At 62.0% G+C, this 15,902-nt stretch carries 19 protein-coding genes; 2 read left to right on the top strand and 17 right to left on the bottom strand.

The genetic code is table 11. The features are described 5' to 3' along the window. The first annotated feature begins 112 nt into the window (after nucleotides 1-112). A complete protein-coding gene (locus QCBJ_RS05555; protein WP_102060275.1) occupies nucleotides 113-1,006 on the top strand; it encodes a LysR family transcriptional regulator in 894 nt (297 codons plus the stop codon). Between the two features lie 33 nt (nucleotides 1,007-1,039). Here the strand turns inward: QCBJ_RS05555 and phnP are convergent, their stop codons facing one another. The 16 genes from phnP to QCBJ_RS05635 form a co-directional block, all read right to left on the bottom strand. Beyond that, nucleotides 1,040-1,789 carry a phosphonate metabolism protein PhnP gene (gene phnP / locus QCBJ_RS05560; protein ID WP_102060276.1) on the bottom strand — a complete coding sequence of 250 codons (750 nt, stop codon included), beginning with the start codon at nucleotides 1,787-1,789 and terminating at the stop codon, nucleotides 1,040-1,042. Further along, a complete protein-coding gene (gene phnN / locus QCBJ_RS05565; protein WP_102060277.1) occupies nucleotides 1,780-2,352 on the bottom strand; it encodes a phosphonate metabolism protein/1,5-bisphosphokinase (PRPP-forming) PhnN in 573 nt (190 codons plus the stop codon). Before phnN ends, phnP begins: the two co-directional genes overlap by 10 nt. Further along, a complete protein-coding gene (locus QCBJ_RS05570) occupies nucleotides 2,352-3,497 on the bottom strand; it encodes an alpha-D-ribose 1-methylphosphonate 5-triphosphate diphosphatase (RefSeq protein WP_046035727.1) in 1,146 nt (381 codons plus the stop codon). Before QCBJ_RS05570 ends, phnN begins: the two co-directional genes overlap by 1 nt. Beyond that, a complete protein-coding gene (gene phnL / locus QCBJ_RS05575; RefSeq protein ID WP_064052904.1) occupies nucleotides 3,487-4,209 on the bottom strand; it encodes a phosphonate C-P lyase system protein PhnL in 723 nt (240 codons plus the stop codon). Before phnL ends, QCBJ_RS05570 begins: the two co-directional genes overlap by 11 nt. Continuing rightward, nucleotides 4,206-5,006, bottom strand: coding sequence for a phosphonate C-P lyase system protein PhnK (gene phnK / locus QCBJ_RS05580; protein WP_046035728.1), 801 nt, complete (start codon nucleotides 5,004-5,006; stop codon nucleotides 4,206-4,208). Before phnK ends, phnL begins: the two co-directional genes overlap by 4 nt. After that, entirely contained in the window at nucleotides 5,003-5,845 is an 843-nt protein-coding gene (locus QCBJ_RS05585; RefSeq protein WP_012723056.1) for an alpha-D-ribose 1-methylphosphonate 5-phosphate C-P-lyase PhnJ, read from the bottom strand. The genes phnK and QCBJ_RS05585 overlap by 4 nt, the downstream gene beginning before the upstream one ends. Continuing rightward, entirely contained in the window at nucleotides 5,838-6,914 is a 1,077-nt protein-coding gene (locus tag QCBJ_RS05590; protein WP_064052906.1) for a carbon-phosphorus lyase complex subunit PhnI, read from the bottom strand. The genes QCBJ_RS05585 and QCBJ_RS05590 overlap by 8 nt, the downstream gene beginning before the upstream one ends. Further along, entirely contained in the window at nucleotides 6,914-7,504 is a 591-nt protein-coding gene (gene phnH / locus QCBJ_RS05595; protein ID WP_102060278.1) for a phosphonate C-P lyase system protein PhnH, read from the bottom strand. The genes QCBJ_RS05590 and phnH overlap by 1 nt, the downstream gene beginning before the upstream one ends. Then, entirely contained in the window at nucleotides 7,504-7,941 is a 438-nt protein-coding gene (gene phnG / locus QCBJ_RS05600) for a phosphonate C-P lyase system protein PhnG (RefSeq protein ID WP_043205020.1), read from the bottom strand. Before phnG ends, phnH begins: the two co-directional genes overlap by 1 nt. 11 nt (nucleotides 7,942-7,952) lie before the next feature. Beyond that, on the bottom strand, nucleotides 7,953-8,657 hold the full coding sequence (phnF, locus tag QCBJ_RS05605; RefSeq protein ID WP_012723052.1) for a phosphonate metabolism transcriptional regulator PhnF: 705 nt from the start codon (nucleotides 8,655-8,657) through the stop codon (nucleotides 7,953-7,955). 36 nt (nucleotides 8,658-8,693) lie between these two features. Next, on the bottom strand, nucleotides 8,694-9,476 hold the full coding sequence (gene phnE / locus QCBJ_RS05610; protein ID WP_012723051.1) for a phosphonate ABC transporter, permease protein PhnE: 783 nt from the start codon (nucleotides 9,474-9,476) through the stop codon (nucleotides 8,694-8,696). 170 nt (nucleotides 9,477-9,646) lie between these two features. Next, a complete protein-coding gene (phnD, locus tag QCBJ_RS05615; RefSeq protein WP_012723050.1) occupies nucleotides 9,647-10,648 on the bottom strand; it encodes a phosphonate ABC transporter substrate-binding protein in 1,002 nt (333 codons plus the stop codon). Between the two features lie 32 nt (nucleotides 10,649-10,680). Beyond that, nucleotides 10,681-11,514, bottom strand: coding sequence for a phosphonate ABC transporter ATP-binding protein (gene phnC, locus QCBJ_RS05620; protein ID WP_102060279.1), 834 nt, complete (start codon nucleotides 11,512-11,514; stop codon nucleotides 10,681-10,683). A 200-nt stretch (nucleotides 11,515-11,714) separates the two neighbouring features. Beyond that, entirely contained in the window at nucleotides 11,715-12,305 is a 591-nt protein-coding gene (locus QCBJ_RS05625) for a histidine phosphatase family protein (protein ID WP_102060280.1), read from the bottom strand. Between the two features lie 51 nt (nucleotides 12,306-12,356). Continuing rightward, complete coding sequence (locus QCBJ_RS05630; protein WP_102060281.1) at nucleotides 12,357-13,607, bottom strand: ATP-grasp domain-containing protein; 1,251 nt, start codon at nucleotides 13,605-13,607, stop codon at nucleotides 12,357-12,359. Next, complete coding sequence (locus QCBJ_RS05635; protein ID WP_093546104.1) at nucleotides 13,604-14,515, bottom strand: DMT family transporter; 912 nt, start codon at nucleotides 14,513-14,515, stop codon at nucleotides 13,604-13,606. The genes QCBJ_RS05630 and QCBJ_RS05635 overlap by 4 nt, the downstream gene beginning before the upstream one ends. A gap of 512 nt (nucleotides 14,516-15,027) precedes the next feature. Between QCBJ_RS05635 and QCBJ_RS05640 the strand changes: the two genes are divergently transcribed. Continuing rightward, entirely contained in the window at nucleotides 15,028-15,303 is a 276-nt protein-coding gene (locus tag QCBJ_RS05640) for a DUF6124 family protein (RefSeq protein WP_102060282.1), read from the top strand. 191 nt (nucleotides 15,304-15,494) lie between these two features. Here QCBJ_RS05640 and QCBJ_RS05645 read toward each other — a convergent pair whose 3' ends face one another. Next, complete coding sequence (locus QCBJ_RS05645; protein ID WP_064052909.1) at nucleotides 15,495-15,890, bottom strand: hypothetical protein; 396 nt, start codon at nucleotides 15,888-15,890, stop codon at nucleotides 15,495-15,497. Nucleotides 15,891-15,902 lie beyond the last annotated feature (12 nt).

A 15,902-nucleotide genomic window follows, 5' to 3' on the forward strand; every position in this document is an offset into this window, starting at 1 on the left:
GACGGCTGTTTTACTGAATATTGAAAACCCGCCTGCTCAGGGCGGGAAACGCATGACAGCCGTCGTCCATCGCCTTAGGCTTGAGCGCCGCCACGCCAAGCAGGAACAGCCGATGGACCGTCTCACCGCTATGGAAACCTTCGTCCACGTGATCGAAACGGGCTCCTTCTCCGCTGCCGCCAAACGCCTGGGCATCGGTCAGCCCGCCGTCTCCAAAAGCATTGCGCAATTGGAAACGCGCCTGGCCGTGCGGTTGGTGCTGCGCTCCACGCGGGGCCTGACGCCCACCGAAGCAGGCCTGGTGTTTTTCGAGAAGGCCAAGCGCGCCATTGATGAAGCCAACGCCGCTGACGACGCTGCACGCGGCGCGGGGGCGGGGCTCACCGGCACCTTGCGCATCAGCGCTCCGGTAACCTTCGCCCGGATGCACATCATTCCTCACCTGGGCCCCTTCCTGACGCAGTTCCCCGAGTTGAATGTGGACGTTGTGCTCGACGACCGTAGCCTCAACCTGGTCGAAGAAGGCATCGATGTCGCCCTGCGCATGGGCAACCTGAATGACTCAAGCCTAACGGCGCGCAAGATCGGTGAATCGCCCTGCGTCATCCTGGGCACCCCGGCCTACTTCGAACGCTTCGGCGAGCCCGCCACACCGGCGGATGTGCTGCAACACCAAGCCATCATCTACACCCGTGGCGAAGGCTCGCACTGGTGCTTTACCCAAGGCGACCAGGAATACCCCATCGTCGCCCATGGGCGCGTGCGCGTCACCGCGGCTGAGGGTGTACGTGCGGCGGTGTTGAGCCATTTGGGGCTGACGTTGTCGTCTACCTGGATGTTCGCGCCGGAGCTGGCCAGTGGCGAAGTGAAGACCGTGCTGGCCGATTGGACGTTACCCGCGCGGGATTTATGGGCCGTGTACGCCACGGGCAGAATGGCGAGTGCCAAGGCACGGGCGTTTGTGGAGTATGTAGAGCAGTTGCTGGCTGAAACCCCATCGCCCTGACAATTTGGATCAGAGGTAGAAGCCAGTTCCACCTCAAAGCACGCGCCCATCCCAACCAATGGAAACATGCCGCGGCAACTCCCGGCGGTGCTCCAGCAACCACGCATCCAGCGTATGCCCCACATGGGTCAACACACCCAACTGAGCCCCTGTGTCCTCGATGCTCTGCAACGCCAGCGTCAGGTCATTGTGATTGCGCGGTGCCTGCGGTTGCGGCGGCATGGAGCAATCCAGTACCAGCACGTCCAGCGGTTCACGTTGCAGCCAGGCCAGGGTCGCCGGTGGCAGGCCGACGGTGTCGGTGAGGTAGGCGATGCGCCGCCCCTCGCCTTCCAGCAGGTAACCCAGGGTCGGCTTGGAATGCTGCAACGGCAACGCGGTGACGCTGAGTGGGCCAAACTGCCGGGTTTCGAATTCGCTGAATGGCTGGCTGAAATCCAGGATACCCGGATGCTTGTAGAGGTCGGATAAACCCTCAGGATCCGCAGGCCCATGCACCGGGATCACCAGCCCTTGGCCCCAGCGCAGGTGCAGCAGGCCCTGGGCATGATCGGCGTGGTAGTGGGTTTGCAGAATCCCGCTGAAACTGCGCGGCGGGAAGCGTTCGGTGAGGTCGGACAAGCCGCTGTCGATCAGCCAGCGCTGGTCGCCGCATTCGATCAGCGCACTGCAAGGTCGGCGGCGCAGGCTGGCATCGCTGCGCGCCAAACCGCACGCGGGGCACTCGCAGCCATACACCGGGACTTGCCGCGCGTCACCGGTGCCAAGCAAGGTCAGGCGCATGCCGAGTGCCCGTGGTCCAGGCAGCACAGCAGGCGTTCGACGGTATGTGCCAGCGGCCCGGAATTGTCCAGGACAAACAACCCCGCGCCATGACCGGCGATCAAGTCGGCCGTGAAGCGCGCATTGCGCGCCAGGCGCGCTTCAATGTCCGCCAACGCCTCACGCCCTCGTGCGATCAAGCGTTGGCGTAACACGGCCTGGTCAACCGTCAGCAGCAACACCAGCAACGTCGGGTAACGTTCGCGCGTCTGCGCCAGGTGCGCGCGGGAGCCGTTGACCAGCACGTCGTCACCCGCCGCCAGCCAGTCGTCGATTTCCCTGGGAATGCCGTAGGACAAGCCATTCGCCTGCCAGCTGAGGGCAAACGCGCCCTCGGCCTGCATCGTGGCAAACTGCTCCGGGCTCACCCCCTGCGCCGCTTCACCCACCGCTTCCGCCGAGCGGGTGATAACGCGGCGCACGATGCGGCAACCGCGCTCGGCCAAACGGGGGCGTGCGGTATCCAGCAGGCTGTCCTTGCCCGAGCCGGAGGGCCCGATGAGATAGATCAACCTGCCTGCCATCAAAACACCCTCTTCGCTTGTCGCCATACTTGTTGCACTACAGGAAGCCCTTGGCGGCTGCGGGCTTGGACCAGGTCGGCGCGCAGGCCAATGGCAATTTCACCGCGATCCTTCAGGCCTGCCGCTTGCGCGGGCGCCAGGCTGATCATCTTGACCGCCCGCGACAGGTCGCCACCGTCCTGCTGGTCAGCCAGCACAAACGCAGCCTGCAACAGGCTCGCCGGGTAGTAGTCACTGGAAAGTATATCCAGCAACCCCTCGGCCGCCAGGCCCGCCGCGGCCACATTACCCGAGTGCGACCCACCGCGCACCACGTTCGGCGCGCCCATCAAGACTTTCATGTTCAGCGCCTGGCAGCCCTTCGCGGCTTCCAGGGTGGTGGGGAATTCGGCGATGGTCATGCCGTAGCGCGCCGACTCTTCCACGTGGGCCAGTGTCGCGTCGTCGTGGCTGGCCACCGACAGGCCACGCGCCAGGCAATGCTCGACGATGGCCGCGCGATAGCGATCGCTGTAGGCCAGGGAGTTGGCTTTTTGCAGCACGATGAACGCGTCCATGGTCTCGTCGTTCAGGTGGTACTTGCCCATGTAGTACTCACGGTATTTGGATTCGAGCACGAACTGGCGCTGGCCCGGCGAATGGTCCATCACCGACACCAGCCGCACCAACGGGTTTTCCACCAGGTCGCGGAACACGCTGAGGGTATCCGGGTGGCACAGCTCGCAACGCAGGTGCAGGTGGTGCTCGGCGCGAGTCAGGCCGGCACCTTCCGCCTGGGCAATGGCCTCGAGCATCGCCGGCAGCTTTTTCATGCGGTTGCCCTTGGGGTTCACGTCGCCGATGGACACCGCGTCGAACACCGTGGTGATGCCCGCCGCGATGATCTGCGCATCATGGCTGAGCACCGCGGAGGTCGACGGCCAGTCCACGCCGGGGCGCGGGGTCATGTGTTTTTCCAGGTTGTCGGTGTGCAACTCCACCAGGCCCGGCAACAGGCAATCACCGCCGAGGTCCTGGGCCTGGGGCAGCTGGCTGCGGCCCTCGGCGAGGTCGACGATAGTGCCGTCGCGCAGCACCACCGAGCCCAGGAACATGCGATCAGCCATGACAATCTGGGCATTACTGAGGATTTGTTCAGCGGGCATGGGCGTATTCCTCTGTGGCGACGGACGTGGGGGTCATGTCGAAATGGCGGTCGGCGACCGCTTCACGGGCAGCACGGTCGTGGAAGATGCCGATCAGCGCGGCGCCCTCAGCCTTGGCTTCGTTCATCAGTTCCAGCACCACCTGGCGGTTGTTGTCGTCCAAAGACGCGGTGGGTTCGTCCAGCAGCATCACCGGCCAGGCCACCATGAAACCGCGGGCGATGTTGACGCGCTGTTGCTCGCCACCGGAGAACGTACCGGGTGCCAGCTGCCACAGACGCTGCGGGATGTTCAGGCGGGTCAGCAGGTGCTCGGCGCGGGACTGCGCATTCGCCTTGGACCAGCCGCGCGCCAGGGCCGGCTCCATCACCACATCCAGGCAAGCCACACGCGGGATCACCCGTAGGAATTGGCTGACATATCCAAGGGTCTGTTGACGCACCTGGAGAATGTCACGCGGCTCGGCGCCGACCAGTTCCAGCCATTCGCCAGCATGGCGCACGCGGATGCTGCCGCCCGCCGCTAGATAATTGCCGTACAAGGTGCGCAGCAAGGTGCTTTTACCCGCACCGGACTCGCCATGCAGCACCAGGCACTCACCGCCCTGCACGCTGAATTCCACGCCGCGCAACACGTTGAGCACCACGCCGTTCTGCTGGTGCAGGGTGAAGGTTTTCGAAAGGTCACGGACCTCGATCAAGGCATTTGTCATGGCTGCAATACCGAAGACACCAGCAGTTGAGAGTAAGGGTGCTGTGGATCGTCGAGGATCTGGTCGGTGAGCCCGGTTTCCACCACCCGCGAGCGGCGCATGACCATCAGGCGGTCGGCCAGCAGCCGCGCCACGGCCAGGTCGTGGGTGACGATCACCACCGCCAGGTCCAGCTCACGCACCAGGCCGCGCAACAGGTCGAGCAGGCGCGCTTGCACCGACACATCCAGGCCGCCGGTGGGCTCATCCATAAACACCAGGCGTGGGCTGGAGACCAGGTTGCGGGCGATTTGCAGGCGCTGCTGCATGCCGCCGGAGAAGGTGCGCGGCAAGTCGTCGATACGCTGGGGGTCGATTTCCACCTGGCTCAACCAGTCCAACCCGGCGCCGCGCAGTTGCTCATAGTTGCGCACGCCTTGGGCCATCAGACGCTCACCGATATTGGCGCCCGCCGACACGCCCATGCGCAGGCCGTCGCGAGGGTTCTGCTCGACGAAGCCCCATTCGGTCCGCAGCAAGGTGCGGCGCTCGGCTTCGCTGGCGCTGTAGAGGTCCAGCCATTCGCCGTCCTTGCTGCGATAGCCAATGCTGCCCGCTTGCGGTGGCAGACGCCCGCTCAACAACGAGAGCAAGGTGGATTTACCCGAGCCGGACTCGCCGACGATGCCCAGCACTTCGCCGGGGTACAGATCGAAGCTGACGTCCTGGCAGCCCTTCTCCGGGCCGTACAGCAGGGACAGGTCGCGCACTTGCAGTAGCGGTGCGTCGGCTTTTTGCTTCAAAAGAACCTGGCTCATTGGTTGTTCTCCAGAACCCGTTGGGCGCAATACCAGGTGTCGGAGCACACGAAACGCTGGGTCCCGGCGTCATCCAGAATCAGCTCATCGAGGAACGACTCATGGCTGCCACAGATCGCGCAGTTGTGCTCCCACTGCTGCACGGCGAACGGGTGGTCTTCAAAGTCGAGGCTGGTGACCTGCGTATACGGCGGCACCGCGTACAGGCGCTTTTCGCGACCGGCGCCGAACAGCATCAGCGCCGGGCTCATGTCGAGTTTCGGGTTGTCGAATTTGGGGATCGGCGACGGGTCCATCACGTAGCGCTCGTCGACCATCACCGGGTAGGCGTAGCTGGTGGCGATATGGCCGAAGGTGGCGATGTCTTCGTAGAGCTTTACGTGCATCACCCCGTAATCATTCAGGGCGTGCATGGTGCGGGTCTCGGTTTCCGACGGTTCGATGAAGCGCAACGGCTCGGGGATCGGCACTTGGTAAACCATGATCTGCCCAGCCTGCAACGGTGTTTCCGGGATGCGGTGGCGGGTCTGGATCAGCGTGGCGTCCGGCGTGGCTTCGGTGGTGGCGATGCCCGCAGTGCGCGCGAAAAAGCGGCGGATCGACACGGCGTTGGTGGTGTCATCGGCGCCCTGGTCGATGACCTTGAGCACGTCATCCGCGCCGAGGATCGCGGCGGTCAGTTGCATGCCGCCCGTGCCCCAGCCATACGGCAATGGCATTTCGCGGCCACCGAACGGTACCTGGTAACCGGGGATCGCCACCGCCTTGAGCAACGCGCGGCGGATCATGCGTTTGGTCTGTTCGTCGAGGTAGGCGAAGTTGTAGGCCGTGTCATTCATGGCGGGAGCCCTCGGCGGATTGGCGCAGTTTGCGGATCAGCTCCAGCTCGGACTGGAAGTCCACGTAGTGCGGTAGCTTGAGGTGCGAGACAAAACCGGCGGCCTCGACGTTGTCGCAGTGCGCCAGCACGAACTCCTCGCGCTGGGCCGGCGAGACGATCTCTTCGTTGTATTCCCCGGCGCGCAACGAGCGGTCGACCAACGCCATCCCCATGGCCTTGCGCTCGGCATGCCCGAACGCCAGGCCATACCCGCGCGTGAACTGCGCCAGCTCAGTGGCCGAGCCAACGAACTGGTTGACCATCTCGCACTCGGTCACTTCGATGCTGCCCAGGCAAATGGGGAAGCCCAGCTCTTGCGGATCGATCCAAACGTCCACATCGCCGATGCGAATCTCGCCGGCAAACGGGTGATTGCGGCCGTAGCCACGTTGGGTCGAGTAGCCCAGCGCCAACAGGAAGCCTTCATCGCCACGGGCCAGGGCCTGCAGGCGTTCGGCACGGCTGGCGGGGTATTCCAGCGGGTCGCGAGTGATGTCGGCGACCGTGGCGTTGTCGTCGACTTCGGGCTTGATCAGGCCTTCTTTGGCGAGCAGGCCGAGGACGCGTGGGCAGGCTTCCAACGTCGCCTCCGGCGTGGTCTGCGGCCCTGGATATTCACCTTCGGCCAGCAGCGCAAAATCCAGCAGGCGATGGGTGTAATCGAAGGTCGGGCCGAGCAATTGACCGCCCGGCACGTCCTTGAACGTGGCCGACAAACGCCGGCTCAGCGACATGTGCGCGGTGTCGATCGGCAGGCTCGGGCTGAAGCGCGGCAGCGTGGTGCGGTAGGCGCGCAGCAGGAAGATTGCTTCCACCAGATCCCCCGCCGCTTGCTTGATCGCCAACGCGGCGAGTTCTTCGTCGAACAGCGAACCTTCCGTCATCACCCGTGCCACGGCCAACGGCAGTTGCTCGCGGATTTGCGTCACGCTCAGTTCCGGAATCGCGGTATCGCCACGGCGTTTTTTCGCCAGCAGGCGGTGGGCATTGTCGATGGCCTGTTCGCCACCTTTGACGGCTACGTACATCAGGCGTGCTCCTGTGCAATGCGGCTGCTGCGTGGCAGGCCGATCAAGTGGTGGCCGGCAGCGAACACAACGTCCAGCCCGCGGGGAAAGGCTTCGCGGCGCTGACGTTCGTGCCAGAAGCCTTGGGGCACCGGCAGGTGCACCTGGCGCTGGGCCTTGATGCCGGGGCCGCGCCACAGCAGGCCGCGACCGCCTTCCAGGTCGGTGAGCTGCACGAGCAGGGTGCAGGACTGATCGGGGTAGCGGTCATTGCCGTGGTCGAAGCCACTGAGGTCGAGCAGGTCCTGTTCGCCGAGCAGCGCGAAGACCGCGTCTTCGCGCTTCGACGTCAACGGGCAGCCGCAATGGAAGGCCAGGTTGGCGCGGATCAGCGGCGTGTCGAAGCTCGGCGCCAGCCATAGCGGCGTGTCGGTATCCAATAGCGCCAGGCACAAGGCGTAGGTGGCGGGCGCCAGGCCGTCGAGGCGTGGCGCGCACGGCAGGTGCTGGATCAAACCGGGCTCGGCGAGGGCCTTGAGTGCGGCACGAAAACCGCGCTGGGCATCAAGGACCGGGTCAACAAACGCCGGCTGCAACAGTGGCGCACTCATCAGTTTTCTCCTCGTACGAGCGTGAAGAACTCGACCTTGGTGGCGGCGGTATCGGCTTCTTTTTGCGCACGGCGGGCGGCCTGGGCATTGGCCAGCGCGGTGATCAAATCGCTGAGCCAGCGGCTCGGTTGCGTGCCTTGCAGATGGGCATCGGCCAAGGCGGCCAACTCGGCATGGACCTTGTCGCGCCCGGCCAGGTAGCTGTAGCCGGTGCGGCCATCGGCCAGGCGCACCACACAGCGGGTCACGCTCATTTCGCCGACGTTGAACGGCGCGCCATTGCCGCCCATGCGGCCACGCACCAGGGTCATGCCGATTTCCGGGGCGCGGATCAGTTGGTATTCGGCGTCCTTCAACGCGGCTTCGTGGGGCTGCAGTTCACTGAGCTGGGCGCGAGCAAGCACGCCGATCCAGTGTTGACGCGGGGACAGGCTCATCAAAGGCTCCATCAAGTCATCACCTGGTACTGGAAGCGATCCGAACGGCTGGTGGACTGCGCCAGCTCCACCGGGTGGCCATCGCGATCGCGGGAAAGGGTGAATACGGTGAGCGCCGGCAAGTGCCGGGGCATCATCAGCAGCGCGGCTTCGTCACGGTTGGGCAAACGCGCACCGATCAGGCTGTGGGTGCGGGTCAGCGGCAGGTCACGCTCGCGCAGGTAGTGGCGCAAGGACCCGCCGGTGTAGTCGGCCAGCAACGGCGCGCGGCTGGCGCAGTAGCGATGGCGGATCAGGCTGACGGGCTGGTGGTCGAGCTTGCGCAGGGTTTGCAGTTCAATCATTGGCGCCATCTCGGCGATGCCTAAGTGCTGCGCCTCTTCACGGCTGGCGTAGCAGTAGCGGCGCTTGAGCAACAGCGCTTCCACCCCTACGCCCTGGGCCGACAACGATTGGCTGTAGGAGGTCTCGGCGCCCATCGGGTAGATGAGCGGGCGGTCGAGCACCTGGGTGCCCTTGCCCTGGCGGCGTAACAGGCTGCCTTCGAACACCAGCTCGTCGATGGCCCGGCGCAGGGTGTGGCGGTTGACGCCAAAGCGCTCGGCCATGTGCACCTCGCCGGGCAGGAAGTCGCCGGCCTGATAGCTGCTCAGTTCACGGCGCAGGATATCCGCGAGTTCGCGGTACACCGGCTCATCTTGTCTAGACAACTGCATGTTTAAAAAAAGCGCCGCGTGGGCACCCCTCCGACGTCAGATGAACTGCTTGCGCAGGCGTTGGGACAACACGTCGATAGCGCTCACCACCACGATGATCACCAGCAACACCGCGCAGGTTTGTACGAACTGGAAGGCGCGGATGTTTTCCCAGAGGATCACGCCGATCCCGCCCGCACCGACCATGCCCACCACCGTCGCTGAACGGACGTTGGCTTCGAAGCGGTACAGCGCGTAGCTCACCCACAGCGGCATCACCTGGGGGATCACGCCGTAGATCACTTCCTGCAGGGCGCTCGCGCCGGTGGCACGTACGCCTTCCACCGGGCCTGGGTCGATGGCTTCGACGGCTTCGGCAAACAACTTGGCGAGCACGCCGGTGGTGCTGATCCACAGGGCCAATACACCGGCGAAAGGGCCGAGGCCGACGGCGACCACGAACAACATCGCGAAGACCATTTCATTGATGGAGCGGAAGGCGTCCATCACCCGGCGCAGGGGTTGGTGCACCCACCAGGGGGTGATGTTGTCGGCGCACAAGATGCCCAGCGGCACCGAGCAGACGATGGCCAACACCGTGCCCCAGAGGGCGATTTGTACGGTGACGATCATCTCCTTGAGGTAGGAGCGCCACTCGTGGAAGTCCGGCGGGAAGAAGTCGGCGGCGAAGGTCGCCATGTTTCCGGAGTCGCGGTACAGCGCCAGCGGGTTCATTTCCGCGCCGTGCCAGGCCCAGGCGAGCAAGACCAGGAACAGGCCCCAGCCGAGGTATTGCGGCCAAGTACGTTTGCCGACGGCTTCAGCGTGCAAGGTAGTCATGGGTCACTCTCGATCAATGTGTATGAGTGGGCTTTCTGTGGTGAGCCTGGCTTCTGTGGTGAGCGGGCTTGCCCCGCGCTGGGCTGCGCAGCAGCCCCAATGGCTCTGCTGTGAACCCGGAGGGGGACAAGCCCCCTCACCCCAAAAGCACTCCGCATACAGGCGGGGGATTAGCCGTTGACCGCAGTTTTCTTGTCCAGCTCGGAGATGCGCTGTTGCAGCTTCGCCAGGTCGGCGTCGATGTCGGCGAGTTTCTTGGCCTTGTCGGCCGCGTCCAGCTTGCTGTCAGCGCTGATCGTGGTGCGCTGCTTGAACAGCTCCAGCTGGCGGATCGGCAACAGTTGGTCGTCGTTGGAGGCGAGGAACTTGCCCAGCTGCATGTTCTTCAGCACCGCCTTCTCTTCATCGGTGTCGCCATAGTTGGCAAAGAAATCGCGGATCTTGGTTTTCTCGCTGTCGCTCAGCGCCTTGCTCCACACCATTGGGTCGGCCGGGATCAGCGGCGATTTCCAGATCACCTTGAGCATCGCGGCTTTGTCGGGCTGGGTGACTTCCAGGCGGTCCCAGCTTTCGGTGTTGAAGGTGGCCACGTCCAACTGCCCCTTGGCCACGCTCAAGGCGTTGACTTCATGGCTGGAGTTCAGCGTGCGTTTGAACGCCGTGGCGGCGTCCACGTTGTTCTTGGCGAACACGTAGTAGCCCGGCACCAGGTAGCCCGAGGTGGAGTTCGGGTCACCGTTGCCGAAGGTCAGGTTCTTGGCATTCTTGAGCATGTCGTCGACGTTGTTGATCGGGCTGTCCTTGCGCACGATCAGCACGCTCCAGTAACCGGCGGCGCCGTTGGCGGCAGCGGTCTGGGCGAAGATCTCGCCGTTGGAACGGTCCACCGCTTCCATCGCGGCCTTGTTGCCCAGCCAGGCCACGTCGACCTTGTTGAAGCGCATGCCCTGGATCAGGCCGGCGTAGTCGGAGGCGAAGGTGGCGTTGATGGTCAGGCCGGTCTTCTTGTGCATGTCATCCAGGAACGGCTGCCAGATGCTCTTGAGGTTCTGCGAAGACTCGGTGGACATGATGCCGAAATTGATCACCTTGTCAGCGGCGTGGGCGTTGCCCAGCGCGACACTGGCCAGCAACACGGCAGACAAAAACACATGGCCGATACGGTTCAACATGGACGGGACTCCTGTGGGTCGTGAGTAGGGTTTCAAGCGCGCGCCAGGGCCAGCCGAGGGGGCGCTTCGGCACGGCGGGTTTGGTCGGAACACATCAGGCTGGTGTCGACGTCGGCACCGTATAAATCGTTGAGAAACTGGCTGCTCATCGAACTGCCCTGCCCGTCGAAATGAATGCGCCCGCCTTTCAGAGCCACGGCACGCGGGCAGTAACGCATGGCGTAATCGACTTGATGCAGGGTCACCACCACGGTCTTGCCGTCGCGGCGGTTGATGTCGGCGAGGATCTCCATGACCTTGCGCGCCGACTCTGGGTCGAGGGACGCGATCGGTTCGTCGGCCAGGATCACTTCGGCCCGCTGAGTCAACGCACGGGCAATCGCCACGCGCTGCTGCTGGCCGCCGGACAAGGTCGAAGCCCGTTGCGCAGCCAGATCGGCCAGGCCGACGCGCGCCAGCGACGCCATGGCAAACGCCTTCTCCTCGGCATTGAACAGCCCCAGGTTGCCTCGCCAGCGCGGCATGCGGCCCAGGCACCCGAGCAGCACGTTGTCGAGCACGCTCAGGCGATTGACCAGGTTGAACTGCTGGAAGATGTAGCCGATGTCCGCCCGCAACCGCCGCACCTTGCCATTCAAGCGTCCGCTGGCCTGCACCTCCCGGCCCAGCACCTTGACGCTGCCGCCGTTGCTCTTGTCGCAACAGGCCAGGCCCGCCAAATGGCGCAACAACGTGGACTTGCCGGAACCGGAAGCGCCAATCAGCGCGACCATCTCACCAGCGGCAACGGTGAGTTCGAGGTCGACCAACGCGGGCTTCTTCGCAAAGGTCTTGTTCAAGTGATCGACATGGATAGCGTGCGTCATGGGCTTCTCTGTCTTGTTTGAACAGCCAGGGGATGGCTGCGGTTGAGTTCAAACGACAGTAGGCGCGGGAGGTGTCAGTGCTATTACTTGCACATGACTGGAGGGGGTCGGCTGGATGAAGGTTTTGTGAAAGGTTGGAATGTCACCGCAACCCTCTGTGGCGAGGGAGCAAGCTCCCTATCCACAGGGGTGGAGGTGTTTCACTGAGATTCGAAGGGCGAAACAGTCGGAAGCCTCTTCAGTTCAAAATCCTCGAGGACCAGCATTGCTCCATTGGAAAGCTGCCAGGTGTAAAAATCCGAAAAGTCCCCGATGGCCAACGCCCGGATTACCTTGGCCAAAAAACCATGCGCCACCAGCAAAACCGACTGGGTTGGATAGAGTGCCGCCAGTTCGGCAAGGCCTTGGTGCACTCGCGTGACCACCTCGGCAATCGACTCACCGCCCGTTGGCCCGATCGCCCATTGCCGCGTGATGTTCTGCGCCCAAAGCGCTGGGTGCAAGGCTTTGGCTTGTGCCTGGGTCAAACCCTCGAAAACACCCACATCGCGCTCGCGGAAGCTGTCCATCGTCACGGGTTCAAGGTTCAACGCCTGATTAAGAATCTGCGCCGTTTGCTGGGCTCGCAGGCGTGGAGAGACGATCAACACTTCGATGCCGCAGGGCAGGTTCTTGCTCAGAGAGGCGGCCTGTTCCCTGCCCCGCTCGGTCAATTCCGGATCGAGTGCGCCGAGGTAGCGGTGCTCGGCGTTGGCCCAGGTTTCGCCGTGGCGTATGACGTGGAGATGCATGAGGTCCGTCTCGTTGAAAGCGGAATGAGAAAATGAACAACGGCGCAAACTTCAACGCCTCCCTATATAGCTTCCCTGCAACTCAAGTGCGCGCACTCTGCGGTAATCTGCTGCGATAACTGCACGGTCCGCATGAACCAGATAGACAGTCCCTGGCTGACTGAAAACGTCATGGGTCGCGCCTATGTGCTCACCGTTCTCAACGTAAAAAGCCGCTTCATAAAAAGAATCCAGCTTGCGCAGCTCGCTCAAGAACTGGTCCTTATAGAAATAGCCTTCCAAGCGGTTGATCAGGCCAACATTGTAGGTATGTTGCAACAGTTGATAATGCTCTCCTTTAACCAGCCGCTGCGTAAAATGTTCAGGTTCGACGATGGATAACACCACCGCATCAATCTGCCCAAGACCAGTGGTTTGCCTGGATACGCCCGGGAGAAGAATGCCATCGGTACGGGCTGCAATTTCCACCAATTTCGGCCCGTCCTCGGTGAACATGACCTCCGCGTGGCTGGGTCCATTGTGGATACCCAAGCATCGCACTACGGCCCGAGTGTAATCCACCAATACCGAATAGACCGCCGAGTCGGGCCCGATTAACTCGTCAATGTCATAGAGGATGCCGCCCCCCTGCGTGCGCTGCTTTTGATAGCGCACGACTTCAGTGACGAGCTGCTGGCCGTCCAGGGAGACCATATTCACCACATACTCCAACCCGGCCAGGTACTCCTGAATCAAGACCTGGGTGTTTGGGATACTCAATCGGTTTGTCGTCCCCAACAACTTTTTCACGGCGATCTCACAAGCGTCCATGTCCTCGCAAACAAACACCCCATCCGCTCCTGCACTCTCAAGGGGTTTGATTACCACAGGAAAACGCCCGTGGGTGTTGATCCAGCCTTGTGCGAGGTCCCAGGTACTGGCGAGGAACTGTCGTGCGGCGGGTAATTGCGCCTGGGTAATGCACTGGATCATCTCGTACTTGTTTCGACGGGCATGGGTTTTGTCGAAATCATTGCGATACGGCAGCTGCAGTCGCTCGTTCAACTGGTCGGCGAGCAGCACACCGGTTTCGGCACCGGCGATGATGAACTGAGGCTCGAAATACTCGACACTCGCCACCGTCGCTGCGAGATCGATATTGACGATCATCTGGTCATACAGCGTTTGGTCGAAGCCCTTGTAATAGTAACGATCCAAACTGCCGGATGAGGCCACATGCATCAGCAAGCACCCCTCTTCGTTCAGTCGTTTCGCGACAAATTTACCGGATGAAAATCCGTCGACCACCACTACTTTAATCATGGTACCGCCCTCCTCATTGCGTACAAGGCCCGCCCCAACAGCAAAAGCACAATGATGCTGACGGCCGCGACACTCGCCACGGAAAACGCCACTCGGGCATCCAGGTACTGGAGTAACAGGACAAATACCGGAAGGGTCAGCAACACCAGAGATACGTGGATCGGAGTGAGGTAATAGATGGTTTTCTGGATCAAGTAAATCGGCAATAAATGGCCGATCACCACCAGGATCAACATGGGCAGAATTAACTCTCGATTAATGGAAAAACTTCCCCCCGCCACAGGAATTGCGATGACACAAACAGCGATCATGGCGATGTTTCTGACGGCCAGGATTTCATAAATGGCCCACTGCCGAGCAAACATTTTCTTTGAAAATACTGTGTACATGACAGTGCCCAGGGCGCAAACGATAACGCTGAAGATCCCCAGTGACCGCTGGCCTACGGAGGTAGTGGATATACCGCTCTCCCCGGCAAAGGAGTTGAACAACATAACTCCAACTGAGAAGAGCACCAGGCCCGAGACCAATGCGTCCTCCAAAGCAATCCTGGCACCACGTTTATCGAGCAGAGAAATAAGCAAAGTGAGTGCAGGGCCACAGGCCACCGATGCGACTCCGACGACTGCGGGCTCGAGATAACGGAGGGCGTAGAACAGTCCGCCCCAGTTAAGTAGCACCGAAACATTCACAACGATGATGCTCTTCCAATCAACCTTGATTTTTAAACTCAAGGACGCCGAATTTCGATGGATCGCACATGCCAGAAAAAGTACTGCTGAGGACATAAAGCAGTAGAAAATGACCACCACCGTACTGAGGGTTTGCGTGACGAATGCTACGTATACGTCGAACGCGGCGCTCAATAAGCAAAATGTTAATCCGATGAAAATGCCCTGCTTCAGCACGACGGCACACCTTTTTTTTCAGTTATTCAACCTAGCAAATCAGGTGTGGATTAAATACTGACCGAACAGCTAGGTAGGACCGGACACACACGCAAATACCGGACTATCCCTACACCTCAGCGCTCCCCAGGTAATCAATATGTGGAGCGAGCTGTACGCAGGAGGCCCTGCCCTTCCAGGTATCCACTCCCCGGTCGACCACCTGCGTACGGCTCACCTTTTTCAACGTTTCCTAGGACAGCCCCTACACAGATTTCGGGTTGCGTCCGATCAACCTCGCCGTTAACCTTCGCGGGTCGCTGCAAAATCAGCGAACGGGTGTGGTAGCCCGGTTCTTTCATAGATCCCCAAAACGCTTACGGGCGTTTTTTTGTGCGGGCTGCTTTGTGGCGGCTGTGCATGGGAGGCTTCGGCCTGCCGGGTTTCTATGACCGGTCTACCACCCCGTGTACAGTCGCCTCCTTACATCGTGTGGTAGCGAGATGGAGGTGCTCATTCATAGGAGCTTCGTCATGGAAAAAATCACGCCTGATCCCCCGCCATCCTCCTCGGATGACACGCCTCAAACGCCACCCAACCTCATCTTCACCGTCCGCCCCGGCCTAAGCACTGAAGCTGCCTTAAGCAATGCCAGCGAAATGCTGGAGTCGGCAACCGTGTGTGCCTATGACTGTGCCGAGCATCTGGATGGATCGGGCCGCAAGCAGGTGCTGGCGGTGGTGCAGATGATTGAGATTGCGCAGTTGTTGGTGGATCAAGCGCTGAATCGGGAGTGTCCGGTGGCCTGACAGCCGATGAGGTCTCCTGTGGGAATTGGCTTGTCGGATCGCCGCACCTCTGCGATGGCGGTTTAGCTGCAATTGATTCGGTGCCTGACACGCCGCCATCGCGGGCAAGCCCGGCTCCCACAGTTGATCTTCATTGGCTTGGAGAAAGCGTTTCACTGGCAAGAAAAAGGCGACCCGAAGGTCGCCTTTTGTCATTGCGCGTACTGCTTGCTTAGCCCCGGTGGCACGCCCTGCACGTCGGTCTCTTCCCACGGCCCGTTCGGGCTGATCGACCGGCTCCAACCGTTGCTCCAGCGGTAGTAGGTGCGCTGGCGGTAGAAGGTGTCGGGCTGGTCTTCCAGCACGTACACCTGCATCTTGCCGTCCCAGTGGCTGGCCGCGCCCGGTGGTGGGGCGAAGGTCGGCGATTTGGTCGGCACGGGTTTCGGCGGCGGGGTAACCGGGCCGGAGGGTTTGGTGCTCGGCTGGGTCGATGGGCCTGACGGTGGGATGGTCGGGCCGGTGGGCCCGGGAGGTGGGCGGTGGACCGCACAGGCGCTCAGGCCCAGTACCAGGCTGAGCAAGGTGATGCGTGCAAATGCGGTCATAGGCGTTTCCTC

This window comes from Pseudomonas sp. QC2 (genome assembly GCF_002859085.1).
Taxonomy (GTDB): Bacteria; Pseudomonadota; Gammaproteobacteria; order Pseudomonadales; family Pseudomonadaceae; genus Aquipseudomonas; species Aquipseudomonas petroselini.

Excerpts from the sequence above, each read along its gene's own strand:
- QCBJ_RS05570 (WP_046035727.1), bottom strand. The coding sequence starts at position 3,497 with ATGCCCGCTGAACAAATCCTCAGTAATGCCCAGATTGTCATGGCTGAT.
- QCBJ_RS05645 (WP_064052909.1), bottom strand. The coding sequence starts at position 15,890 with ATGACCGCATTTGCACGCATCACCTTGCTCAGCCTGGTACTGGGCCTG.
- QCBJ_RS05640 (WP_102060282.1), top strand. The coding sequence starts at position 15,028 with ATGGAAAAAATCACGCCTGATCCCCCGCCATCCTCCTCGGATGACACG.
- phnG (WP_043205020.1), bottom strand. The coding sequence starts at position 7,941 with ATGAGCCTGTCCCCGCGTCAACACTGGATCGGCGTGCTTGCTCGCGCC.
- phnF (WP_012723052.1), bottom strand. The coding sequence starts at position 8,657 with ATGCAGTTGTCTAGACAAGATGAGCCGGTGTACCGCGAACTCGCGGAT.
- phnC (WP_102060279.1), bottom strand. The coding sequence starts at position 11,514 with ATGACGCACGCTATCCATGTCGATCACTTGAACAAGACCTTTGCGAAG.
- phnK (WP_046035728.1), bottom strand. The coding sequence starts at position 5,006 with ATGAGCCAGGTTCTTTTGAAGCAAAAAGCCGACGCACCGCTACTGCAA.
- phnN (WP_102060277.1), bottom strand. The coding sequence starts at position 2,352 with ATGGCAGGCAGGTTGATCTATCTCATCGGGCCCTCCGGCTCGGGCAAG.
- QCBJ_RS05630 (WP_102060281.1), bottom strand. The coding sequence starts at position 13,607 with ATGATTAAAGTAGTGGTGGTCGACGGATTTTCATCCGGTAAATTTGTC.
- QCBJ_RS05585 (WP_012723056.1), bottom strand. The coding sequence starts at position 5,845 with ATGAATGACACGGCCTACAACTTCGCCTACCTCGACGAACAGACCAAA.
- QCBJ_RS05625 (WP_102060280.1), bottom strand. The coding sequence starts at position 12,305 with ATGCATCTCCACGTCATACGCCACGGCGAAACCTGGGCCAACGCCGAG.
- phnE (WP_012723051.1), bottom strand. The coding sequence starts at position 9,476 with ATGACTACCTTGCACGCTGAAGCCGTCGGCAAACGTACTTGGCCGCAA.
- QCBJ_RS05590 (WP_064052906.1), bottom strand. The coding sequence starts at position 6,914 with ATGTACGTAGCCGTCAAAGGTGGCGAACAGGCCATCGACAATGCCCAC.
- phnL (WP_064052904.1), bottom strand. The coding sequence starts at position 4,209 with ATGACAAATGCCTTGATCGAGGTCCGTGACCTTTCGAAAACCTTCACC.
- phnH (WP_102060278.1), bottom strand. The coding sequence starts at position 7,504 with ATGAGTGCGCCACTGTTGCAGCCGGCGTTTGTTGACCCGGTCCTTGAT.
- QCBJ_RS05555 (WP_102060275.1), top strand. The coding sequence starts at position 113 with ATGGACCGTCTCACCGCTATGGAAACCTTCGTCCACGTGATCGAAACG.
- phnD (WP_012723050.1), bottom strand. The coding sequence starts at position 10,648 with ATGTTGAACCGTATCGGCCATGTGTTTTTGTCTGCCGTGTTGCTGGCC.
- phnP (WP_102060276.1), bottom strand. The coding sequence starts at position 1,789 with ATGCGCCTGACCTTGCTTGGCACCGGTGACGCGCGGCAAGTCCCGGTG.